Origin of the sequence: Streptococcus sp. 263_SSPC, assembly GCF_001071995.1 — a bacterium.
Taxonomy (GTDB): domain Bacteria; phylum Bacillota; class Bacilli; order Lactobacillales; family Aerococcaceae; genus Granulicatella.
The window spans coordinates 81,562-103,792 of record NZ_JVNU01000059.1 but is presented as its reverse complement, the minus strand read 5'-3'; the positions used below and the strand labels follow the sequence as shown (position 1 = coordinate 103,792).

Genomic DNA, 22,231 nt, shown 5'->3' with positions numbered 1-22,231 from the left:
AACGTGATAATGTGATAAAATAGAGAGGTAAGAATAGAAAGGGGTAGTTGAATGAGTCAATTTACAGAAGATAAAATCATCTTTGAGACGATCGAAAAAGAACTTCATCGTCAGCAACAAGGGATTGAATTAATTGCATCAGAAAACTTCGTGTCTGAAGGAGTTTTGCGTGCACAAGGAAGTATTCTAACGAATAAATATGCAGAAGGGTATCCAGGTCGTCGTTATTATGGCGGATGTGAGTACGTGGATGTTATCGAACAATTAGCGATTGATCGCGTAAAAGAATTGTTTGGTGCTGAATATGCCAATGTGCAACCGCACTCAGGTTCTCAAGCAAACATGGCAGCATATCGTTCCTTAGTGAAGAAAGGCGATAAGATTTTAGGGATGGACTTAAACCATGGTGGTCACTTGACTCACGGTATGGGAGTCAACTTCTCTGGACAAGATTATCAGTTTGTTTCTTATGGAGTAAATCCAGAAACAGAAACAATCGATTACGATGAATTAGAACGTATCGCTAAAGAAGAAAAACCACAATTAATAGTGGCTGGTGCTTCAGCGTATCCACGTGAAATTGACTTCAAACGTATTAGTGAAATCGCTAAAGAAGTTGGAGCTTACTTTATGGTGGATATGGCTCATATCGCTGGTTTAGTCGCTAAAGGGGCTCATCAAAATCCAGTTCCTTATGCCGATGTTGTAACATCAACAACACATAAAACATTGCGTGGACCACGTGGCGGTTTAATCTTAGCAAAAGAAGAATTTGGCAAGAAATTAAACAGTGCAATCTTCCCTGGAATCCAAGGCGGACCACTAGAACACGTGATTGCGGGTAAAGCAGTTGCATTCCATGAAGCTCTTCAACCAGCATTTGGTGAGTATATCGAGCAAGTCGTGAAGAATGCTAAAGCAATGGCGGAGGTGTTCGAAGGAACAGCCATTCGTGCGATTTCAGGTGGTACAGATAACCATCTATTATTACTCGATATTAAAGAAACTGGATTAAACGGAAAAGAAGCGCAAGAATTACTCGACACTGTTGGAATTACAGTGAATAAAAACGCCATTCCATTTGATACATTACCACCTGTTAAAACAAGTGGAATTCGTGTCGGAACGGCTGCTATTACAACTCGTGGCTTTGATGAAGCAGCTGCGAAGAAAGTAGCAGAGTTAATCCTTACAACATTAACAAATCCTGAAAATGAAGAAGTATTAAATAGTGTCCGTCAAGAAGTGAAACAATTGACTGAGACTTTCAAACTATACGCGTAACGAAGTAAATGTAAAGGTTTGTTTCAGATTATGAAAATAATAATAAGTTTTCAAACTGAGACTAGATATTTACCTGATTTTTAGGTAAAATAATAGAAGTGACACTAATGTATTGGAAGGAGAATGACAAATGGGAAAATTTCACGTACTTGATCATCCGTTAATTCAACATAAATTAACAATGATTCGTCAAAAAGATTGTGGAACAAAGGTTTTCCGCGAAGTTGTAAACGAAATTTCAATGCTAATGGCTTATGAGGTTTCTAGAGATCTGCCTCTTGAAGATGTAGAAATCGAAACCCCACTTGTTAAAACAACATTGAAAACATTAGCTGGTAAAAAAGTTGCTATCATTCCGATTCTGCGTGCAGGACTAGGAATGGTTGATGGAATTCTCGAATTAATCCCAGCAGCCAAAATAGGGCATGTTGGTATGTATCGTGACCATGACACATTGCAACCTGTTGAGTATTTCGTGAAGTTGCCTTCAGATATTTCTGAAAGACAATTGTTTGTCGTTGATCCTATGTTAGCAACTGGGGGATCTGCAGTAGCTGCTATTGACGCACTATTGAAGCGCGGTGCACAACCAAGCTCGATTAAGTTTTGCTGTCTAGTAGCCGCTCCAGAGGGTGTAGAAGTTCTACGTAAAGCCCACCCAGATATCGACATCTACGCAGCTGCGTTAGATGAACGATTAAACGAACATGGATACATTCTTCCAGGATTAGGGGATGCTGGAGATCGTTTATTCGGAACCAAATAATAAATTTATATAGTCAACGCTTTTGCGATAGACTATTGCCACCAAATCTGACAATAATCACCGTACTGAGCGTAAGTCTCAAAGTATAGAATTATTGTCAGTTTTTTATTTGGTGTAAAGGAGGGGAAAAAAGAAACATGGAAGCAACGCCAAAAGTGGTTGAGATTTTTGGATTGTCGTTTTCAGTTCCGATTTTGATTTCATGTGGGGTTAGTGTTTTACTAATCGCATTATTTACAATTTTTGCCTCAAGGAAGGTTTCGATGAAGCCTGGAAAGTTGCAAAATGCACTAGAAGCCCTTATGGACTTCACAAAGGGTATTGTAAACAGTGCAGTTGATGAGAAAACAGCACAAACGTATTATTTATACATTTTCTCTCTGTTTTCTTTTGTACTAGTCGCTAATATGGTTGGGCTAATCATCTTTATTCACTATGAAGATCACAGCTATTTTGCTAGTCCAACAGCTAGCCCGATAGTATGTTTAGCCTTAGCGCTAATGACAACATTAATCGCGCATTATTCTGGTGTACAGAAGATGGGACTCAAAGGATATATTCAACATTCTTACTTAAGTCCGATGTCGATAATGCTCCCAATCAAATTGATTGAAGAGTTTACGAACACAATTACGTTGGCGTTCCGTCTTTACGGAAATATATATGCCGGCGAAGTGTTATTAGGATTGATTGTGATGTTCTCATCTGCAGCAGGACTAATAACATATATTCTTGCAATTCCGCTTGGAGTAGTATGGCAAGGATTTTCTGTGGTAATTGGAGCTATTCAAGCGTACGTATTCTGTACGTTGACAATGGTTTACATCTCACACAAAGTAATGAAACATTAATTTTTAAGAAATGAGGAATTTATAATGACAGAATTAGCAGCAGCAATCGCAGTAGCAGGAGCAGCTTTAGCAGCAGCATTTGGTAACCAAGCAGTTATCGTAAAAACAATTGAATCAATGACACGCCAACCAGAAATGAGCAATGAATTACGTTCAACAATGTTCATCGGGGTTGCCTTAATCGAAGCGATGCCAATCTTCGCCGTATTAATCGCTCTTATCCTTGTATTCGTTAAATAATCCAATAAGTGGAATTATTGTCGTAAAGGAGGGGTGAGAGATGTTTGAAGTAATGTTATCAGGTAATGTCAGTACAGTTTTAGGCGATACTTTAGTCGTATTAATTTCAATGACGTTGTTACTATTCTTGGTGAAATTCTTTGCTTGGGATAAAGTGAATGCCATGTTAGAAGCGCGTCGTGAAAAAATTGCTAAAGATTTAGATGAAGCCGCTGAGAAAAGAAAATCAGCTGAAGAAATCCAAGCCAATGCGAATGAAATTATTCATAACGCAGAGAAAAAAGGTGGAGAAATCTTAGATAACGCTCGTGAAGCAGCTTCAAAAACGCAAGATGAAATGATTAAAGAAGGTAAAGATGTGGTCTCTCGCATGAAAGCAGATGGGCAACGTGAAGTGGATTCTATGAAACAACGTGCCATCGCGCAAGTGCAAGATGATATTGTCGACCTATCAGTTCAACTTGCTAGTCAAATTCTTGAACAAGAAGTGACAAAAGAAAAACATCAAGAAGTCATTGAAGCCTTCATTAAGGGGTTGGAAAAATAATGGTTAAATATCATAAAGATATCGTTAAAGAAGCCAGCCATTTCTATGCAAAGGCAAAATTCGAAGGACACTTAGAACAAGTGACAAAAGAACTTCAAGCTATTTTAGATGGAATTCAAAATACTTCGACATTCAGACAGATGATGCATTTAGAGCATGTCTCTTATGATAAAAAATTATCTGTGTTAGAATCTGCATTTGGACATTTATCAAAAGAAACACAAGAGTACTTAGCAACATTCCCGTCTGAGGATGGTTCGATGAATATTGTAGAAGCACTCGAAGCGTTCTTAGATATTTACAATGCCAATAAATTAGAGATTGTTTCTGCGATTCCTTTAACGGAGGATCAGATTGATCGTATTGCAACAGCGTTCCAAAATAAAACACATAAAGAATTTGATTCTTGGGTGAATACCGTAGATCCTTCAGTGATTGGTGGCGTTCAGTTGAAGACAAAAGAATATTTGTTAGATGGAACGATTGCAAACAAACTAAAACAATTCAAAGAGAAAATTAGCCAAACAGGATTAAAGAGGTGAGATGGCATAAATGGAAATGAGTAATATTACAGCGAGAATTCGTGACCAAATCGCTTCTTTTGAAACGAAAGAACAAATTGAAGAAATCGGTGAGGTTTCCTTCATCGGGGACGGAATTGCTCGTGTCATCGGTCTTACAAATGTAATGGCTGGAGAATTAGTAGAATTTGAAAACGGCGCCTACGGGATGGCTCAAAACTTAGAAAAAAACGATGTCGGTGTCATCATCTTCGGAGGATATGAAAATATCCATGAAGGAGAACCTGTGAAACGTACAGGACGTATCCTTGATGTTCCAGTAGGAGATGCATTGATTGGTCGTGTTGTAGATGCGTTAGGTCGTCCAATTGACGGTCTTGGTGCCATCGAAACAACGAAAAAACGTCCAGTAGAAAATGAAGCACCTGGCGTTATGCAACGTCAAAGTGTAAAACAATCATTACCTACAGGATTAAAAGTAGTTGATGCCTTAGTTCCAATCGGTAAAGGACAACGTGAGTTAATTATCGGTGACCGTAAAACTGGTAAAACAAGTATTGCTGTCGATGCAATTTTGAACCAAAAAGGTAAAAATACATTATGTATTTATGTCGCTATTGGTCAAAAAGAATCTACGGTTAAAGCTCTTGTTGAAACATTAAAACGTTACGGAGCAATGGAATATACAACGGTTGTATCAGCGAGTGCTTCTCAACCAGCACCGATGCTTTATATTGCACCATATGCAGGTACTGCAATGGGTGAAGAGTGGATGTATCAAGGACGCGATGTCTTAATCGTGTACGATGATTTATCGAAACAAGCTGCGGCATATCGTGAAATTTCCCTATTACTTCGTCGTCCGCCAGGTCGTGAAGCTTATCCAGGGGATGTATTCTACTTGCACTCACGTTTACTAGAACGTGCAGCGAAACTAAGCGATGAATTAGGCGCAGGGTCATTAACAGCCTTACCAATCATCGAAACACAAGCCGGAGATATTTCTGCATATATCCCAACAAACGTAATCTCTATTACAGATGGACAAATCTTCTTAGAGAGTGACTTGTTCTACTCAGGGGTACGCCCTGGTTTATCTGCCGGATTATCTGTATCACGTGTTGGGGGTTCTGCCCAAATTAAAGCGATGAAGAAAGTTTCTGGTACATTACGTATCGACTTAGCAAGTTACCGTGAGTTAGAAGCCTTCACACAATTTGGTTCTGACTTAGATGCGGCAACTCAACAAAAATTAAATCGTGGTAAACGTACGGTTGAAGTCTTGAAACAAGATGTTCACCAACCATTACCAATCGAGTATCAAGTATCGATTTTATTTGCTTTAACACATGGTTTATTAGATGCGATTCCAATCGACCGTATTAAATCATTTGAAAAAGCGTTATATCAACATTTAGAAAGCGAACATAGAGATTTATTGAATGAAATCCGCGATCAACATGTGATTTCGGATGAGGAGAAATTCTACAAAGTGATTGAGAGTTTCAAACAAATTCATTTATTTGAACGTGTTCAATAAGCGTAGAAAGGAGAGGTGACCTGAATGACGGCTTCCTTAAATGATTTAAAGAAGAGAATTGTTTCAACAAAGAAAACAAGTCAAATCACTAGCGCCATGCAGATGGTCTCTGCAGCAAAATTAGCCAAATCAGAGCAAGCAGTGCGTCACTATCAAGACTACGCTCAAAAAATCCGTGAAGTTGTAACTCACTTACTATACGCAAATCACAATAAAGAAGAGATTGTCGATGAAACATCAGAGGATGGAGAAGTAGTAACTTCTTTTATCGACTATCACGACTTATTAATTGAACGTCCGGTTAAAAAGACTGGATACTTAGTGATTTCATCTGATCAAGGACTTGCTGGGAGTTACAACTCTTCCATTTTCCAATCAACAAGAGAAATGTTAGAGTTAGACCACCAATCTAAAGATGAATATGTCATCTTAACCATTGGGGATGCTGCAAGTCGCTTCTTCAAGAAGATGGGAGTGGATGTGCGTCTAGAAATTAACGACGTATCCGATATTCCAACCTTTGAAGAAGTAAGAAAGATTGTGTCAAGTGCGGTCCAAATGTTCCGTGACGGCGAATTTGATGAGTTTTACGTTTGCTATAATCACCATGTAAACGCGCTTTTATCAAACTACCGTGTTGAAAAAATGTTACCAATTATCGACTTGGATGCTGAAGAAGCAAAAGAGTACGAATTGGACTATATTTTCGAACCAAACAAGGAAATTATTATGGATATCTTGCTTCCACAATATGCGGAATCGCTTATTTACGGAGCCATTATCGATGCCAAATCTGCAGAACATGCCTCACGTATGACTGCCATGAGAAGTGCGACTGATAATGCTAAAGATTTAATTAGTAACTTAACACAAGATTTGAACCAGAGACGACAAGCACAAATTACACAAGAAATTACAGAAATTGTCGGTGGAGCAGCCGCTCTGGAAGAACATTAGGATTTTAGAAGGAGGAAAATGGATTGAGAACTGGAAAGATTTTACAAGTTGTAGGGCCAGTTGTAGACGTGGTATTTCCTTTAGAAGAAGGCGTTCCAGATATTCATAATGCATTACAAGTTATGAAAACAGCCAATGATGGTAGCGAAAAAACTGTTACTTTGGAAACTGCTGTAGAATTAGGGGACGGTGCGGTTCGTACAATCGCCATGGAATCTACAGATGGTTTGCAACGTGGTATGAAAGTGGTGGACTTAGGACGCACAATTAGCGTTCCGGTAGGGCCTGAAACATTAGGTCGTGTCTTCAACGTCCTTGGAGATACAATCGACTTGAAGGAACCATTCCCAGCAGATTTCACAAGACATGAAATCCATAAACCAGCACCAAAATTTGAAGAATTAAACAGTCAATACGAAATTCTACAAACAGGGATTAAAGTAATTGACCTTTTAGCACCATATCTTAAAGGTGGTAAAATTGGTTTGTTCGGTGGTGCCGGTGTAGGGAAAACCGTATTAATTCAAGAATTGATTCATAATATCGCTGAAGAACTTGGTGGTATTTCAGTATTTACAGGGGTAGGGGAACGTACTCGTGAAGGGAACGACCTTTACCATGAAATGCAAGAGTCTGGGGTATCTGCTAAAACAGCGATGGTGTTTGGACAAATGAACGAACCACCAGGAGCTCGTATGCGTGTAGCACTTACAGGTTTAACAATTGCGGAATACTTCCGTGATATGGAAAAACAAGACGTGCTTTTATTCATCGATAACATTTATCGTTTCACACAAGCAGGTTCAGAAGTATCAGCGTTACTTGGACGTATGCCTTCTGCCGTAGGGTATCAACCAACACTTGCAACTGAAATGGGTCAATTACAAGAACGTATCAGTTCAACTAAAGACGGATCTATTACATCTATTCAAGCGATTTACGTGCCAGCCGATGACTATACTGACCCGGCTCCAGCAACAACATTCGCCCACTTAGATGCAACTACAAACTTAGAGCGTCGTTTAACAGAACAAGGGATTTATCCAGCGGTGGATCCACTTGCTTCAACTTCAAGTGCCCTAACTCCAGAAATCGTTGGGGAAGAACACTATGAAGTAGCGATGAAAGTACAACAAATGCTTCAACGTTATCGTGAATTACAAGACATCATTGCCATCTTAGGGATTGATGAATTGTCAGATAGCGAAAAAGTTATTGTAAACCGTGCAAGAAGAATTCAATTCTTCTTATCACAAAACTTCCACGTTGCCGAAGCATTTACAGGACAACCTGGTTCATACGTTCCAATCAAAGATACAGTTCGTGGATTTAAAGGAATTATTGATGGTTTATATGATGATATTCCAGAAGATATGTTCCGTAACGTAGGACCAATCGAAGACGTGATTAAAAAAGCTAAAGCAGCAGGGTTTTATGGAGGAAACTAAAGATGGCTGAACATGAATTACTGGTCGTTGTCACAACACCAGAAGGAAAAGTGTATAACCATCGTTCCTATTCTGTGAGTGCCGATGCAGTCGATGGCGGAATCACCATACTACCGCATCATGCTCCAATCATGCTTCCTTTAAAAATCGGTGCACTTCGAGTGAAACGATTCTTAGAGGATTCACCAACTGATTATATTGCAATCGGTGGTGGAGTTATGGAAGTGCGGGATAATGTCGTAACGATTATTGCCAACGTGGCTGAGCGTGCAAGAGACATTGACGTGACTCGTGCAGAGCAAGCTAAAGATAAAGCGGAAAAAGTACTTAGTGACGAATCTCGTTCGAAGAGTGATGTTGAACGTGCGAAAATCGCTTTAAGCAAGGCAATCAACCGTATTGGTGTTTCTAAACATAGAAGAAAATAAATAAGAGAGGATGCAACGTCCTCTCTTTTATTGTTGTAACGAAAAAAACTAGCAGAGAATTCTGCTAGTTTTTTATTTTATAAGATTTCTTTGATGTAAGTTTCGAGTTCTTCTTGAGTCAGAACACCGGCCGTTTTTTTAACAATCTTTCCATCTTTATCGACAAAGATTAGGGTTGGAATTTCTGTAATCTCATGATACTTTTGGAAGCTTGAATCAACATCTGAGTAATAGTTGAGGGATAAAGAATGCTCTTTTAAGTATTTCTTTCCGTTCTCAATCGGTTCTTTCTGACTGATCATCGCTACACCAACAAATTCAACTTTGTCTGCATATTTTTCTTTTAATGTATTTAAAATTGGAAGCTCTTGTTGGCAATCTGGACACCAACTTGCCCATGCATAATAGACGGTTGGTTTTCCGTTAAAGTCTTTTTCTGTTAATTTCTTTCCGCTTGCGTCTTGGAATACGACGTTTGCATCAGCAGGTTTGTTACTTGATGGTAATAAATAAAATGTCGCTAAGCCAACAACAAAAAGAGCTGCAAGAGCCAATAAAAGTTTTTTCATAAAATCCTCTTTCTATTTTTATTCGTGAATATCAAACACGTATTTGTGGCCTTGTGTAAGGCTATGGTAGAATCCTTTACCGTCATATAAGTGGAATACTTGTACTCCAGCAATATCTTCTTCGTTAGGGTAAACATCTTTTACGAATGGGTTATCTTTAAGCACTTCTTCAAGACGTTCACGACCAATTTCTTTTACAACACCTTCGATACGAATTACTTGGATTAAGTAGTCTTCGCTTTTCATAGCAGTAATGGCAACTTTTTGGTTATTTTGTAGTTGTTTGTAGAAGTTTGTTTTTGGACTTGTCATAAAGAACACGCCTTTTTCGTTTGCAACACCAATATGGATATGACGTGCATGAGGTTGGTTGTTCTCATCAGCAGTCGCAATAACAGCTACATTCATTTCTTCTAAAATACGTAAAATTTCATTGACTTCCATGGTGATTTCTCCTAACTGTTTTCTTTTTATTTTATCACAGATTGTTTTATGAAAGAAGACTTGCGATTTCGTCTCGGATTTGTTCAGGCGTTGTAGTAGGGGCGAAACGTTTTAAAATTGTTCCATCTTTCGCTACGAGGAATTTTGTAAAGTTCCATTTAACTTTTTCGCCGAAAAGACCAGCCGTCTCCTTCTTTAATAAATCAAATAATGGATGAGTTTCAGGACCATTTACCTTAACCTTACCAAACATTGGGAAAGTTGTATTGTACGTCAATTGGCAGTGAGAGAGTGCTTGTTCAGCTGTGAGTGGCTCTTGTCCTGCAAATTGGTTACAAGGGAAACCAAGAACGGTGAATCCTTTGTCCTTGAACTCTAAATAGAGTTTTTCTAAACCTTCAAATTGTGGAGCTAGACCGCAACCACTGGCCGTATTCACGATCAGTAGTAATTGTCCTTTATAGTCCTCTAGAGTGGTAACCTCTCCACTGACTGTAGGGACTTCGATTTCATAAATTGACATCCGTTTTCCTTCTTTCTTAAATAAGGCCGTAGTGTTTTAGTCCATTAACAATGCCGTTATCTGTATTGTTGGTCGTAATAAATTCTGCAATCTCTTTAAGGACCGGAAGCGCGTTTCCCATTGCCACAGGATGCGTTACTGCTTGAAGCATCTCGATATCGTTTGGACCGTCTCCGAATGCGTAAGTTTCAGCATCTTCTTGGTTTAAGTGCTCTAAGAAGCGTTTGATCCCTTCTGCTTTTGAATTTCCTTTTGAAATCACATCGACTGAGTACGGCGTGTTTCGTAGGAAATCAAGATTTGGAAATGCAACTTTATATTTTTCTTCTGCTGGTGGAAGAGAAATAAAGAGCATCATGTTAATTGGATTTTCTTTATAAAAATCTGCGTTTAGAGCAGGGGGATTAGAGTGGATAAATCCGTAAGCATCTCTAGCACCTTCGGAGGATTCTACTAAGTAAAATTTTTTGTCGTTATAGGCCGTTAACCCATATCCATCTTCTTTTACCATTTGATGGAATCTTTCTACTGTTTCAGTTGGAATTTCTGAAGAATAAACACGCTCTCCTTGATAAAGAACGACTTGACCGTTCATAAAAATTCCTGAGTGGATATTGGCACTCTCCATAATATCGCGCGTCTCAGCAGGTGACCGTCCTGTTGCGATAAAGGGTTCATACCCATTGTCCTTTAATGTTTGAATAGCCTCTGCTGTAGCTTTATCGACTTTGGATTCGCCGTTTAAGAGAGTTCCATCCAAATCAAAAAATACAAAACCTTTCATTTTGTCACTCCATTCATTGTGTCTTTTTTTATTATACCATGTTTTCAATGTTTTTAATTGTAGTTCGAATTCATAGCATTTTGCGTGAAAGAGTAGCATTATCGTAGCTTTTATGTTAAAATTGAAAAGAATTTTAGTTAAGGAGGGAATCCTTTGTACAGTTTAATTTTATCACTGATGGTTGTGGTATGCGTATTATTAATTATTGTTGTTGCAATGCAACCTTCAAAAACAAATGCTGCGAATTTAACAGGTGGAGCAGAACAATTATTCGGTAAACAAAAGGCACGTGGTTTTGAGGCATTCTTAATTCGCGTAACAGTTGTTTTAGGAACAATCTTCATGTTATTAGCATTTGCATTAGCATACATTTCATCAAAATAATAAATTTAAGTACAATTGTTCGGACAGCCAACCAATTGTACTTTTTTATTTGTCAGATTAGAGGAGTAATATTATGGAAGCACTATGGTTAAGAAAAGAAAGCAATACAAGAGCGGTGATTTTATTTCATGCTTATACAGGAACGCCTGCCGATGTGAGAATGCTTGCGCAGTTTTTACATCGTCATGATTATGCAGTTTATGTTCCAGTATTTTCTGGCCATGGAACTCCAGATGTGGAAGATATTTTGGCAAGTTCTCCCGAGGCTTGGTATGAAGATGCAAAACGTGCTGTCGACTTTGTTCGAGGAGAAGGATTTCACACGGTGGCTGCATTCGGATTATCGATGGGAGGTATTATGGCGACAAAATTAGCAACCGAACATCTTGTTGAATATGCAGGGACTTTTTGTTCGCCAGTATCTTCTGGGAATCCTCAGTTGCCAGGACTGTTTCAAAGTTTTATGATGTATGCGAAGGCGTCATATAGAAATGTAGGACGACCATTTGATGAAGCTGAAATGAAGGAAAAAGCACAAAAACAATTAGCACACATTCAATCATTTTCAAGTGACGTTGCTTCACATTTAGATGAAGTAACAGGAAGTTTTTATATTGCACAAGGGGAACAAGATACACTTGTCGATCCAGAGTCTTCTCTTGAATTAAAAGAGGGCCTCATTAACGCACAAGTGGAGTTACATTGGTATGAAGAAGCAGGGCACGTGATTACAGTTAGTCCTGTTAGAAAGGAATTCCAAGAGACTGTTCTCTCTTTTCTAAATCAACAAGAATGGAGGTAAAGAAATGAGACAATCATTAGAAGAAATCTTAATGGCTTTCTTTATGGAACATGAATCCGAAAGTTTTTTTGTTCAAGAAATTAGTGAGCATTTCGGATTTACTGCTTCAAAGGACTTTAAGATTTTAGTGAAACAATTAGCTGACCTCGAAGATTCTGGGAAAATTGTATTAACACGACAAGGTAAATTTGGATTCAATCAAAAAAATCGTACGTTAGAAGGAACATTCCGATTAAACGATAAAGGATTTGGTTTTGTCACAGTTGAAGAAGGCAAACCAGATATTTTTATCCCAAGAACGGATGTCCATGGCGCTATGGATGGAGATACGGTTGCGATTCGTATCGTACAAGAAGAAAATCCTTATAACGATAAAGCCGCAAGCGGAACAATCGTGAAAATCATAGAACGCGCTGTGAAGCAAGTGGTGGGGATTTATACACGTTACCCATCGAAGATTATGATGCAAACAGGCTATTGTGGCGAAATTGCATTAAAAGATTCTAAATTAAAGAAAACGAAATGTTATGTGACTAGAAAGGGATTAAACCCAGTTGACGGAACCGTCGTGATTGCCGAAGTCGATAGTTATGAAACAGAGCGTCACGAACTCGTCTTGAAGGCGCATATCGTTAAAGAAATCGGCTATAAAGACGCTGTCGGCATGGATATTTTAATGATTTTACATCAATTAAAAATCCCAACAGTATTCCCAGACTCTGTTATAGAGGAAGCAAACCGTGTGAGTGAAACGATCTCACCGGAAGAAATCGAAGGGCGTGTTGATTTACGCCAAGAATTAACCGTGACAATTGACGGAGCAGACGCCAAAGATTTAGATGATGCGGTCGCTCTTGTGAAACGCGAAGATGGAACCTTTGTCTTAACGGTATCCATCGCCGACGTTTCTTATTATGTAACGGAAAATTCTGAAATGGATAAGGAAGCATTTGAACGCGGAACGAGTGTGTATTTAACAGACCGTGTGGTTCCAATGTTACCGCAACGATTATCAAACGGAATCTGCTCGCTACATCCATATGAAGAGCGATTAACGTTAACAGCACGCATGGAAATTGACCATAGCGGAACAATTTATCAGCACGAGATTTTCCCAAGTGTGATTCAATCGAACGAGCGATTAACTTATGATGAAGTGAATGTATTATTCAATACGAATGAAGCTTCTGAAAAAATCACTCCAGAGATTGCAGAAATGCTTTGGAATATGAAGGAATTACATACGATTCTTGAGCGTAGACGAATGGAACGTGGAGCGATTGACTTTGATACACAAGAAGCAAAAATTCTTGTGGATGAAAAAGGCGCACCAACAGAAATTGTACTACGTGAACGTGGCGTAGCAGAGCGACTCATTGAGTCCTTTATGCTTGCGGCTAATGAAACAGTGGCGCATCATTATGAACAATTGAAGGTGCCGTTCATTTACCGTGTCCACGAAAATCCAGATAGCGAAAAACTCCAACGTTTCTTAGAGTTTATTACCGCATTTGGAATTACGATTAAAGGGAAGAACGATTCGATAACACCGAAGAAATTGCAAAAGGCATTGAATGAAGTACGCGGTGAGCCGTATGAAGCAGTGGTATCGACGATGATGCTACGTTCGATGAAACAAGCTAAATACGATATCACGCCAACAGGACACTATGGACTGGCAGCCGAAGACTATACGCACTTCACTTCGCCAATTCGTCGTTATCCAGACTTAATCGTTCATCGTATGATCCGTCATTACGGAAAACGTCCAGGTCATTTATCGAAGAAAGAAGAAACACTTCTTGAAGATAAGTTGCAACAAATTGCAGATCAATCATCTCGTATGGAACGACTTGCAGTACAGGCGGAACGCGATGTGAACGCATTGAAGAAAGCTGAATATATGCAAGATAAGGTTGGCGAGGAATTCGATGGTATCGTAAGCTCTGTAACAAAATTCGGAATGTTTGTTGAGTTAGCAAATACCGTAGAAGGATTAATTCATATTTCTCACTTGAAACAAGACTACTTTAACTTTATTGAAAGCCACATGATTTTACTTGGCGAACGTACGGGAGTAAGTTACCGTATTGGCGACCGAGTTCGTGTGAAATGCGTGAAAGTAGATGTGGAAGCTAGAGAAGTCGATTTCCTACTCGTAGAAGATGCAAAATTGGCCAAAACTGAACGTCCAAGAAAAGGCGAACGCTTTGATGATAAGTCTTTTAAGAAGGGCAAAAAATCAAAAGGACGCCAACGCTTTAAAAAAGCCATTAAAACGAAAAAGAAAAGACGCTAGGAGGTTCGTGAATGCCTAAAGGAACGAACGATAAAGTGCTCGCACAAAATCGAAAAGCGAATCATGACTATACCATTCTTGAAACGATTGAAGCTGGGATGGTTTTAACCGGAACAGAAATCAAATCGGTTCGTCAAGCGCGTATTAATTTAAAAGATGGATATGTGAGCTTGAAGCAAGGAGAAGCTTTTCTTGTAGGAGTTCATATTAGTCCGTTTGAACAAGGGACGCTTTTCAATCATGATCCATTAAGAACGAGAAAATTATTGCTTCATAAAAAGCAAATTAACAATTTGTTGGAGCAAGTAAAGCAAGCCGGAAATACAGTAGTGCCGCTAAAGGTCTATATTAAAAATGGCGTTGCCAAGTTATTAATCGGAGTTGCGAAAGGGAAGAAAAATTACGATAAACGTGATGCCTTAAAGCAAAAGGATATGAAACGCGAAATCGATCGTGCAATGAAAGAAAGATATTAAAGAGGAAGGCTGGACAAATTGTCCAGCCTTTTTTGCATGCAAAAAATATTTCATTACCATATATGGTAATGAAATTTTTCAAAAAAGAAATTCGTTTCATATTTGTTTCATATTGGAAGTGCAAACTAACAGTACAGAATAGGAAAGGAAGTGGGAGAGCACATGGATTGGAAAAAGAGAGCGGGTGCGTATCTTGTTCGCAAGAAGATTCGTACAGGAATATTATTTTTCATCATGATGCTAATTACAGCAGCTGTCTTGGCGGTCCTCTCGATGCAAGAAAGTACAGGGAAGGTTCAAGAAAAACTTTTGGATTTATCGAATTCGGGATTTCAAATTGAGTCCCTCTTGCAAGACGGAAACATTGAACAAAAGAAGATGTCTCAAGTGAAACAAGTCGAAGGAGTAAAGGATGCGCAGTATGAAATGGACGGCATCGGACAACTCGAAGACGCAAAGGCTGTTGAGAGAGAACAAGCGGTCCAACTTGACCAAGGGAAAATGGGGGAGCTCGTGAGTTATCACGGCGTCACTTCAAGTAGTCAGGAGTTAAATTTTGCTAGCGGTGCGCTAAATCTCAAAGAAGGGCGTACGTTAACCAAAGACGATTCAGGAAAAGTACTCGTGCATGAAGAGCTTGCAAAAGAAAACAATTGGACAGTTGGAGACAAAATTAAATTGAAGAATTTCCAAAACGAGGGTACTACTGCAAGTGGTAAAGAAGTAACCGTCGAAATCGTTGGAATCTTCAACGGAAAGTTATCGGAGCAATCAACAGGATTGACGAGTGACTTAACAGAAAATCGTATCTATATGGATTATAAAACGAGTCAAATATTGATTGGAAAAGATGAATCGAATGCAATTCTTCATCGTGCGATTTTTACGGTAAAAGATCCATCAAAATTAGATGAAGTAATCGACAAAGTTAAAGAACTTCCTCTCAAGTGGGATGGGATGCAACTTTCTAAAAATGAACAAGTATTTGAGCAAGTAGCAGGGCCTATTCAAAATTTTAGATCGCTCATGACATTGTTGACGAGTTCTGTATTTGTATTAGCAGTTATTGTTTTATTTTTAATTTTATTATTTACATTAAGAGAAAGAATTCATGAGTTCGGGATTTTGATGTCGGTCGGAATTTCAAGAAAAGAAATTATCGCGCAAATCTTATTAGAACTCTACACGGTAGCGGCAACGAGCTCCATCTTCGCTCTTATGTTGGGCAGCTTTGTAGCCAAGCAATTTTACACGGGGCTCTTAACCTCGGATGAGATTCCCCCTCAAGTGAAATCATTATTTGAATCGAGCTTGCCGGAGTTCAGTCTAATGCAAGGACTGCTAACGATTGGAGTCGTACTGATTATTATTGCATTAGCCGTTCTATTTAGTACCGCAGTCATCTTAATGAAGAAACCGAAGAAAATTTTAAGTCAAATGAACTAAGGAGTGTTTTTATGTCAGTATTATCATTAGAAACTATTTATTATCGATACGAGGATTCTCAAAAATATGTGTTGAATGATTTGAATGCCACTTTTGAAGAAGGAAAATTCTATGCGGTTGTTGGAAAATCAGGAGCAGGGAAATCGACTTTCTTATCGCTGTTAGCTGGATTAGATAGTCCAACGAAAGGAAAAGTTTGTTTCAATGGGCAAGATATTGCGCAAGGGTCATACAGTGAACACCGCCGTGATCATATTTGCTTAGTATTCCAAAACTATAATTTAATCGATTATTTAACACCGCTTGAAAATGTAAGACTCGTAAATGGAAAAGCAACTAAAGATATCCTATTGAAATTAGGATTAGAGGAAGAATTAATTCATCGTAATGTATTGAAGCTATCAGGTGGGCAACAACAACGGGTTGCAATTGCTAGAGCACTTGTTTCAAAGGCGCCAATTATTTTAGCGGATGAACCAACCGGAAACCTTGATGAAGGAACAGCCGCAGAAATTATCGATATCTTAAAAATGGCAGCACATGAAAGTGGAAAATGTGTCATCGTAGTGACTCACAGCCCGCAAGTAGCCGCTGCGAGTGATGAAGTCTTGGAATTAGAAGATGGAAAACTAAAGAAAGTAAGAGGTGGAAAATAGATGAGTATCCTACAAAATGCTTGGGCATATGTCTCAAGAAAAAAGTTTAAAACCTTAATTATTTTCTTTATTTTATTCAGTATGGCAACAGTGGCTCTTAGTAGCTTAGCCGTAAAACACGCAACGGATACCGCTGCAAAAGAAACGTTTAAGTCGATTAATTCTTCGTTCTCGATGCAAATCGACCGCAGACATAATCAAGGGACTGCTCGTGGGGGCGGGAACTTGAAAGGAAAAGATATTCAAGCGATTGAAGGAATCGAAGGCGTTCAAAAGGCAGTGAAGCGAATGGAAGTCGTAGCGGACCTTGTGGATCAAGAATTGATTCCAGCAAAAGGAGTTCGTCTTGACGCCGCTCGTCAGCAACGTTTCGGGAAAGCTGCTCAGGTAACAGGGATTAATGATTCTAGCATGGATGAACGATTCGCGGCGCAGACTTTCACGCTAACAGAAGGGCGCCATATTAAGGATGACGATACAAATGTGGCGTTAGTACACGAAGACTTTGCTAAGAAAAATAATTTAAAAGTCGGCGACAAGTTCAAGTTAAAATCAAACATTTATGATGCAGATAACGAGAAGCACGCGAATAACCAAACCGAAGTGACAATTGTTGGTTTGTTCGGAGGTAAAAATAAAGGTGGAGTCACAGCGCCTCAAGAATTATATGAAAATACGATTTTAACGGACTTAAAGACAAGTGCATTAATGTATGGCTATACAGATACGAATGCCATTTACCTGGATGCTACGTTCCTTGTAGGTGGTCAATATGACATCGATAAGGTGATGGAACAAGCGAAGAAATTGGGAATTGACTGGAAGGCCTATACGCTCATTAAGAGCAGCCAAAACTACCCAACGCTTCAAAAATCAATTAACTTAGTATATGGCTTAACAGACAAACTATTCCTTGGAAGCCTAATCTTCTCAGCGATTATTTTAGTGCTCGTCCTATTCTTATGGACAAACAGCCGCCGAAGAGAAATCGGTGTCCGCTTGGCACTTGGAATGACGAACAAAACGATTATTGCGCAAATGCTGTGCGAAGTAGGAATGGTCAGCATTGCTAGCTTTATCGCTGCGATTCTTGCAGGGGGACCTGTCAGCGAATGGGTTGGAAAACTCATCTTAGGTCAAGTGAATAGTAGCCTTGGAACGCAACTGGCAAATGAAGCGAAATCAGCAAACCTTGGTGGTGGAGCTGCAGTGGACGGCTTCAATAAGACATTGACAGAATTATCGGTGACAGTATCCAATATGGATAAAGCAACAGTTGTAGGTCTTGGACTCGTCGTTGTTGTTATTGCAGTTCTCTTAGGCAGTGCGTTTATTTTACAAAAATCTCCGAAGAGTTTATTGCAAGATACGGAATAAAAATGCAAGGGTCTAGTCGCTAGACCGATTGATTGATATAATAGCAAAAAAGAGGTGATGTTTTTGAATTTATTAATCGTTGAAGACGAAGGAGCGATTCGCGAAGGCGTTCGTGAATATTTAACAGAGCAAGGCTTCCATGTGTTTGAAGCAGAAGATGGAGTAGAAGCGCTTGAAGTATTTGAAAAAGAGTCGATTGATTTAATCTTACTCGATATTATGATGCCTCGAAAAAATGGCTTTGAAGTGTTAGAAGAGGTGCGTAAAACTAGTAAAGTTCCTATTCTGATGCTAACGGCCCTTCATGACGAAGAAACACAAGTGAGAACGTTCGAGCTACTCGTCGATGGATTTATTCAAAAACCATTCTCCCTCGTCGTTTTGCATAAGCAGATTGAAGCCGTATTGAAGCGTCATTACGGAGAAATGGATGTGTGGAACTATGAGAATACGAGTGTGAATTTTACCAGTTTTGAAGCTAGAGTAAATGGGCAGATTGTGGAAGTAACTGCAAAAGAACTGGCAATTTTGAAACTACTCGTAGAACATCACGGACAAGTATTGAGTCGCGCTCAAATATTAGATCATGTGTGGGCAGAGCATGAAGATCCACCGTTTGACCGTGTTGTGGATGTTTATATCAAGCAATTGCGAAAAAAATTATTGTTGGATTGTATCGTGACGGTTAAAAATGTCGGATACAAGTTGGAGTTAAGATGAGAAAATTAAAACTGTTTCCTAAGATTTTTATTTATACATTGAGCATTCTAGGTACGCTAGTCGCCATCGCGCATCTGTTTTTATACTTTGCCTTTCCGCACTTTTATTTGCAGGAACGTCAGCAAGAATTAAGCCAAAAAGCAGATGTGTTAGTGGAAAGTTTATCCAAAGTCGATGAACAAGAGGCTGCGTCTGCCTTGCAACTGTATGCTAAAAACGAAGGGATTACAGCTTACTTAAGAAAAGAATCGAACGGGGAGAACTTACAGCTAGGAAGCGAGTTAGCCATTGATGAAAATAGTGATCAGAACTCGGTCATTATCGAGGATAGACAAGTCACTACAAAAGACGGCAAACAAATGCAACTGCAGGTCGTGACGACAACCGAATCGGTGAAACAGGCAACCAAGGTTACATTCCGTTATTTGCCATTATCGCTCGCCATTTCGATCTTTACAGCAGTCATTTTCTCGTATATTTATGCTAGAAAATTATCGAAACCTCTGATGCAAATGTCCAGGGTAACCAAGAAGATGATGGAATTAGATAGAGATGCCAAATTTGTAAATCCAAGAGCCGATGAAATTGGGCAGATGGAGATGCAAATTAATGAGTTATACGAGCATCTACTATCTGTCATCGATGAACTGGAAGAGAAGAATCAGAAGATGATTCAGTTGGAAAAAACAAAGGTGGATTTCTTGCGAAGCGCTTCTCACGAGTTGAAGACGCCATTAGCAGGCCTGCGTATTTTATTAGAGAATATGAGCCTCAATGTTGGTAAATATAAGGACCGTGATAAGTACTTGGAAGAGTCGATTGCCAAAGTCGACCAGATGTCTGTACTCGTTCAGGAAATTCTGGCGCTGTCTAAATTACAAGAAGAAACTCTAACAAAAGAAGAAATAGCATTAGACAAAGTTCTTCCAGAGTGGAATCGAGAATTCCAGTTATTATTACAAGAAAAAGGACTAGTGCTTGAAGAAAGCATCGAACCGTTTACGATTGAAGCGAGTCCAATCGCCTTTCGAAACGTATGGAATAACTTATTGATGAATGCCATTAAACACTCATCAAAAGAAGGCGTCATTCGAGTGGAATTAAAGGATCAAGATTTAACGATTGAAAATCCATGTGTTCCACTAACGAAAGAACAAATTGAAACGGCATTTTCACTCTTACCATCTTCAAAAGGAACGACTGGCGGAGGAAATGGAGTAGGACTCTATAGTGTTCATCAGTTGCTCGAACGTGAACAAATTGAACACCGCTTCTTTGCAACAGCAGAAGGAATGTGTTTTGAAATGAATTTTAAAGATAAAGCTTAAAAGAATGGGTTACCACATGCGGTAACCCGTTCTTTTTTTGTTTGGGAGCGATTCGCTACTTTTGGACGAGATTCCAACAATTAAAAGAAAAAAATGGAGAAATTAGCAAAAAAAATCACAAAAAACGCTTACATTTAAAGCGTTTTCGTGTATAATTAAGTTATCAATAAAAAGATAGGAAGGTTGATATTATGGCAACAATTGATCGTTTCGCTACAGACACTATACGCAAGAGCAATCCGCATCTTTCGCAATTGAAGGCAACTATTGAACCAGCTTTTTATTCGAACAATGCGACTGAAATTCCGACTCTGGCAGAGGCGTATGAATTAGCGTCACATGCACCTAATACAACAGTGTTAGATGCGTTCGTTGCAAACGCAAAGGATTTAGGGTTACCGGAGGATGCACATATTCTTACGGTTGTTGATGGGAGCGTTGTAGGACGTACTGCAAAAGCTCGTCGAATTTTGGGTAATAATCCAGCAGAAGATGCAAAGATTATTCCAATCATTCGTGAAGAGATTTATAACAGTTCGTTCAAACCGTTTATTAAGGGTACAGCCGTTGTAGGTCTTGATGAAGACTTTATGGTGAAGGCGCATATCACAATGCCTAAAGAACACATTAACAACTTGTACTCATGGTTATTGAACTTCCAAATTTTCAATGACCAATATAAGAGACGTTATGATGCGTCTAAACAATATGACGAAAATGATATTTTCATTTTCTTCGACCCAACTTGGAGACATCCTGATTACCCAGATGGATTAGCATTTTTTGATACAAAACATAACTGTGCTGCAATTTTAGGAATGAGTTATTTTGGGGAAATCAAGAAAGGAACGTTAACATTAGCATGGGCAACTGCCGCTCGTAACAACTACGTTTCTTGCCACGGTGGTTTGAAGATTTTCCGTAAAGAAGGCGATTCTTACGTTGCAAGCTTCTTCGGATTATCTGGATCAGGTAAGTCTACATTAACACACGCAAAACATGACGATAAATACGACATTGAAGTATTACACGACGATGCATTTGTGATTTCGGTAGAAGATGGTTCATCTGTAGCTTTGGAACCTTCTTACTTCGACAAAACAAATGACTATCCAGCAGGTCACAGAGAACAAGATTACTTTGTAACGGTTCAAAACTGTGGTGTGACTCTGGATGAAAACGGCCGTAAAGTATTAGTAACAGAAGATATTCGTAACGGTAACGGACGTACCATTAAATCTCGTTATTCAACACCAAACCGTGTTGATAAGATTCAAGAACCAATTCAATCTATTTTCTGGATCATGAAAGATGATGCACTACCACCATTAGTGAAAATCACAGATCCACGTTTAGCATCTATTTTAGGATGTACATTAATGACAAAACGTTCTACTGCTGAAAATACAGGAGCTGGGGCAAACTTAGATGCGCTCGTTATCGAACCATATGCAAATCCATTCCGTGTATATCCATTAGTAGAAGACTACGAAAAATTCAAAGCTTTATTTGATAAAGGAGTAGATTGCTACATTATCAATACAGGAGACTACCTAGGTAAGAAAGTGACAAAAGAAGTTTCTCTTGGCGTCATCGAAACTGTAGTCGATGGTAAAGCACACTTCGAATTATTCGGTGGACTTCCAGGAATGGAATACTTACCAGTAGAAGGATATGAAGTGCCTGACATGAATGGCGAATACGCTGAATTAATTCGTGATCGTATGCAATTCCGTCTAGACTACTTGAAAGCATTTAATGATGCAAATCCAGAACATCAAATTCCTCAAGATGCCCTTGAAAGCATCAAGACAATCGAACGCTTTATCGACGTATTATAG

General features: G+C 39.0%; 24 protein-coding genes. 20 read left to right on the top strand and 4 right to left on the bottom strand.

Annotation, left to right across the window (positions count from 1 at the left end):
* The first annotated feature begins 51 nt into the window (after nt 1-51).
* The 10 genes from glyA to ADH02_RS08930 all read left to right on the top strand — a co-directional run bounded on the left by glyA (nt 52) and on the right by ADH02_RS08930 (nt 8,582).
* A complete protein-coding gene (gene glyA, locus ADH02_RS08975) occupies nt 52-1,284 on the top strand; it encodes a serine hydroxymethyltransferase (protein ID WP_048784314.1) in 1,233 nt (410 codons plus the stop codon).
* A 130-nt stretch (nt 1,285-1,414) separates the two neighbouring features.
* Nucleotides 1,415-2,050, top strand: a complete 636-nt coding sequence (upp, locus tag ADH02_RS08970) for a uracil phosphoribosyltransferase (RefSeq protein WP_048784310.1) — start codon at nt 1,415-1,417, stop codon at nt 2,048-2,050.
* Nucleotides 2,051-2,187: 137 nt separating this feature from the next.
* Nucleotides 2,188-2,901, top strand: coding sequence for a F0F1 ATP synthase subunit A (gene atpB, locus ADH02_RS08965; protein WP_048784308.1), 714 nt, complete (start codon nt 2,188-2,190; stop codon nt 2,899-2,901).
* A gap of 24 nt (nt 2,902-2,925) precedes the next feature.
* Nucleotides 2,926-3,141: a F0F1 ATP synthase subunit C gene (atpE, locus tag ADH02_RS08960; protein WP_048711085.1), complete on the top strand. Its 216-nt coding sequence runs from the start codon at nt 2,926-2,928 to the stop codon at nt 3,139-3,141.
* Nucleotides 3,142-3,181: 40 nt separating this feature from the next.
* A complete protein-coding gene (gene atpF, locus ADH02_RS08955) occupies nt 3,182-3,688 on the top strand; it encodes a F0F1 ATP synthase subunit B (RefSeq protein ID WP_048784306.1) in 507 nt (168 codons plus the stop codon).
* A complete protein-coding gene (gene atpH / locus ADH02_RS08950; protein ID WP_048784305.1) occupies nt 3,688-4,230 on the top strand; it encodes an ATP synthase F1 subunit delta in 543 nt (180 codons plus the stop codon). The genes atpF and atpH overlap by 1 nt, the downstream gene beginning before the upstream one ends.
* 10 nt (nt 4,231-4,240) lie before the next feature.
* On the top strand, nt 4,241-5,749 hold the full coding sequence (atpA, locus tag ADH02_RS08945; RefSeq protein WP_048784302.1) for a F0F1 ATP synthase subunit alpha: 1,509 nt from the start codon (nt 4,241-4,243) through the stop codon (nt 5,747-5,749).
* 24 nt (nt 5,750-5,773) lie between these two features.
* On the top strand, nt 5,774-6,706 hold the full coding sequence (locus ADH02_RS08940) for a F0F1 ATP synthase subunit gamma (RefSeq protein ID WP_048784300.1): 933 nt from the start codon (nt 5,774-5,776) through the stop codon (nt 6,704-6,706).
* 23 nt (nt 6,707-6,729) lie between these two features.
* Nucleotides 6,730-8,154: a F0F1 ATP synthase subunit beta gene (atpD, locus tag ADH02_RS08935; protein WP_048784298.1), complete on the top strand. Its 1,425-nt coding sequence runs from the start codon at nt 6,730-6,732 to the stop codon at nt 8,152-8,154.
* A gap of 2 nt (nt 8,155-8,156) precedes the next feature.
* Nucleotides 8,157-8,582, top strand: a complete 426-nt coding sequence (locus ADH02_RS08930; RefSeq protein WP_048711079.1) for a F0F1 ATP synthase subunit epsilon — start codon at nt 8,157-8,159, stop codon at nt 8,580-8,582.
* 77 nt (nt 8,583-8,659) lie between these two features.
* Here the strand turns inward: ADH02_RS08930 and ADH02_RS08925 are convergent, their stop codons facing one another.
* From ADH02_RS08925 to ADH02_RS08910, 4 genes are read right to left on the bottom strand one after another with little or no spacing between them, the layout of a single operon-like run.
* A complete protein-coding gene (locus tag ADH02_RS08925) occupies nt 8,660-9,151 on the bottom strand; it encodes a TlpA family protein disulfide reductase (protein ID WP_048784296.1) in 492 nt (163 codons plus the stop codon).
* Nucleotides 9,152-9,169: 18 nt separating this feature from the next.
* Complete coding sequence (locus tag ADH02_RS08920; RefSeq protein WP_048711156.1) at nt 9,170-9,595, bottom strand: pyridoxamine 5'-phosphate oxidase family protein; 426 nt, start codon at nt 9,593-9,595, stop codon at nt 9,170-9,172.
* A 46-nt stretch (nt 9,596-9,641) separates the two neighbouring features.
* A complete protein-coding gene (locus tag ADH02_RS08915; protein ID WP_048784293.1) occupies nt 9,642-10,118 on the bottom strand; it encodes a glutathione peroxidase in 477 nt (158 codons plus the stop codon).
* A gap of 16 nt (nt 10,119-10,134) precedes the next feature.
* Nucleotides 10,135-10,902 (bottom strand): Cof-type HAD-IIB family hydrolase, encoded by a 768-nt coding sequence (locus ADH02_RS08910; protein WP_048784290.1) that lies wholly within the window; start codon nt 10,900-10,902, stop codon nt 10,135-10,137.
* Nucleotides 10,903-11,055: 153 nt separating this feature from the next.
* On the opposite strand from ADH02_RS08910, the gene secG reads away from it, so the two are divergent.
* The 10 genes from secG (at nt 11,056) to ADH02_RS08860 (ending at nt 22,231) form a co-directional block, all read left to right on the top strand.
* The gene (gene secG / locus ADH02_RS08905; protein WP_048711153.1) at nt 11,056-11,286 is read left to right on the top strand and encodes a preprotein translocase subunit SecG; all 231 of its coding nucleotides are present in this window, start codon (nt 11,056-11,058) and stop codon (nt 11,284-11,286) included.
* Nucleotides 11,287-11,359: 73 nt separating this feature from the next.
* On the top strand, nt 11,360-12,088 hold the full coding sequence (locus tag ADH02_RS08900) for an alpha/beta hydrolase (RefSeq protein ID WP_048784289.1): 729 nt from the start codon (nt 11,360-11,362) through the stop codon (nt 12,086-12,088).
* A 4-nt stretch (nt 12,089-12,092) separates the two neighbouring features.
* On the top strand, nt 12,093-14,387 hold the full coding sequence (gene rnr / locus ADH02_RS08895) for a ribonuclease R (protein WP_048784287.1): 2,295 nt from the start codon (nt 12,093-12,095) through the stop codon (nt 14,385-14,387).
* Between the two features lie 11 nt (nt 14,388-14,398).
* The gene (gene smpB / locus ADH02_RS08890) at nt 14,399-14,863 is read left to right on the top strand and encodes an SsrA-binding protein SmpB (protein WP_048784285.1); all 465 of its coding nucleotides are present in this window, start codon (nt 14,399-14,401) and stop codon (nt 14,861-14,863) included.
* A gap of 162 nt (nt 14,864-15,025) precedes the next feature.
* Nucleotides 15,026-16,309 carry an ABC transporter permease gene (locus ADH02_RS08885; protein ID WP_048784283.1) on the top strand — a complete coding sequence of 428 codons (1,284 nt, stop codon included), beginning with the start codon at nt 15,026-15,028 and terminating at the stop codon, nt 16,307-16,309.
* An 11-nt stretch (nt 16,310-16,320) separates the two neighbouring features.
* Complete coding sequence (locus tag ADH02_RS08880; RefSeq protein ID WP_048784282.1) at nt 16,321-16,965, top strand: ABC transporter ATP-binding protein; 645 nt, start codon at nt 16,321-16,323, stop codon at nt 16,963-16,965.
* A complete protein-coding gene (locus ADH02_RS08875; RefSeq protein WP_048784280.1) occupies nt 16,966-18,342 on the top strand; it encodes an ABC transporter permease in 1,377 nt (458 codons plus the stop codon).
* Nucleotides 18,343-18,405: 63 nt separating this feature from the next.
* The gene (locus tag ADH02_RS08870; protein ID WP_048784277.1) at nt 18,406-19,062 is read left to right on the top strand and encodes a response regulator transcription factor; all 657 of its coding nucleotides are present in this window, start codon (nt 18,406-18,408) and stop codon (nt 19,060-19,062) included.
* Nucleotides 19,059-20,390, top strand: coding sequence for a sensor histidine kinase (locus tag ADH02_RS08865; protein ID WP_048784276.1), 1,332 nt, complete (start codon nt 19,059-19,061; stop codon nt 20,388-20,390). The genes ADH02_RS08870 and ADH02_RS08865 overlap by 4 nt, the downstream gene beginning before the upstream one ends.
* Before the next feature lie 191 nt (nt 20,391-20,581).
* The gene (locus tag ADH02_RS08860) at nt 20,582-22,231 is read left to right on the top strand and encodes a phosphoenolpyruvate carboxykinase (ATP) (protein ID WP_048784275.1); all 1,650 of its coding nucleotides are present in this window, start codon (nt 20,582-20,584) and stop codon (nt 22,229-22,231) included.

Coding starts and splice junctions, on each gene's coding strand:
- ADH02_RS08875 (WP_048784280.1), top strand. CDS start 16,966: ATGAGTATCCTACAAAATGCTTGGGCATATGTCTCAAGAAAAAAGTTT.
- ADH02_RS08920 (WP_048711156.1), bottom strand. CDS start 9,595: ATGGAAGTCAATGAAATTTTACGTATTTTAGAAGAAATGAATGTAGCT.
- atpH (WP_048784305.1), top strand. CDS start 3,688: ATGGTTAAATATCATAAAGATATCGTTAAAGAAGCCAGCCATTTCTAT.
- atpF (WP_048784306.1), top strand. CDS start 3,182: ATGTTTGAAGTAATGTTATCAGGTAATGTCAGTACAGTTTTAGGCGAT.
- ADH02_RS08915 (WP_048784293.1), bottom strand. CDS start 10,118: ATGTCAATTTATGAAATCGAAGTCCCTACAGTCAGTGGAGAGGTTACC.
- rnr (WP_048784287.1), top strand. CDS start 12,093: ATGAGACAATCATTAGAAGAAATCTTAATGGCTTTCTTTATGGAACAT.
- smpB (WP_048784285.1), top strand. CDS start 14,399: ATGCCTAAAGGAACGAACGATAAAGTGCTCGCACAAAATCGAAAAGCG.
- atpB (WP_048784308.1), top strand. CDS start 2,188: ATGGAAGCAACGCCAAAAGTGGTTGAGATTTTTGGATTGTCGTTTTCA.
- ADH02_RS08910 (WP_048784290.1), bottom strand. CDS start 10,902: ATGAAAGGTTTTGTATTTTTTGATTTGGATGGAACTCTCTTAAACGGC.
- ADH02_RS08885 (WP_048784283.1), top strand. CDS start 15,026: ATGGATTGGAAAAAGAGAGCGGGTGCGTATCTTGTTCGCAAGAAGATT.
- ADH02_RS08900 (WP_048784289.1), top strand. CDS start 11,360: ATGGAAGCACTATGGTTAAGAAAAGAAAGCAATACAAGAGCGGTGATT.
- ADH02_RS08865 (WP_048784276.1), top strand. CDS start 19,059: ATGAGAAAATTAAAACTGTTTCCTAAGATTTTTATTTATACATTGAGC.
- ADH02_RS08860 (WP_048784275.1), top strand. CDS start 20,582: ATGGCAACAATTGATCGTTTCGCTACAGACACTATACGCAAGAGCAAT.
- atpA (WP_048784302.1), top strand. CDS start 4,241: ATGGAAATGAGTAATATTACAGCGAGAATTCGTGACCAAATCGCTTCT.
- upp (WP_048784310.1), top strand. CDS start 1,415: ATGGGAAAATTTCACGTACTTGATCATCCGTTAATTCAACATAAATTA.
- ADH02_RS08925 (WP_048784296.1), bottom strand. CDS start 9,151: ATGAAAAAACTTTTATTGGCTCTTGCAGCTCTTTTTGTTGTTGGCTTA.
- glyA (WP_048784314.1), top strand. CDS start 52: ATGAGTCAATTTACAGAAGATAAAATCATCTTTGAGACGATCGAAAAA.
- ADH02_RS08930 (WP_048711079.1), top strand. CDS start 8,157: ATGGCTGAACATGAATTACTGGTCGTTGTCACAACACCAGAAGGAAAA.
- ADH02_RS08880 (WP_048784282.1), top strand. CDS start 16,321: ATGTCAGTATTATCATTAGAAACTATTTATTATCGATACGAGGATTCT.
- ADH02_RS08940 (WP_048784300.1), top strand. CDS start 5,774: ATGACGGCTTCCTTAAATGATTTAAAGAAGAGAATTGTTTCAACAAAG.
- atpE (WP_048711085.1), top strand. CDS start 2,926: ATGACAGAATTAGCAGCAGCAATCGCAGTAGCAGGAGCAGCTTTAGCA.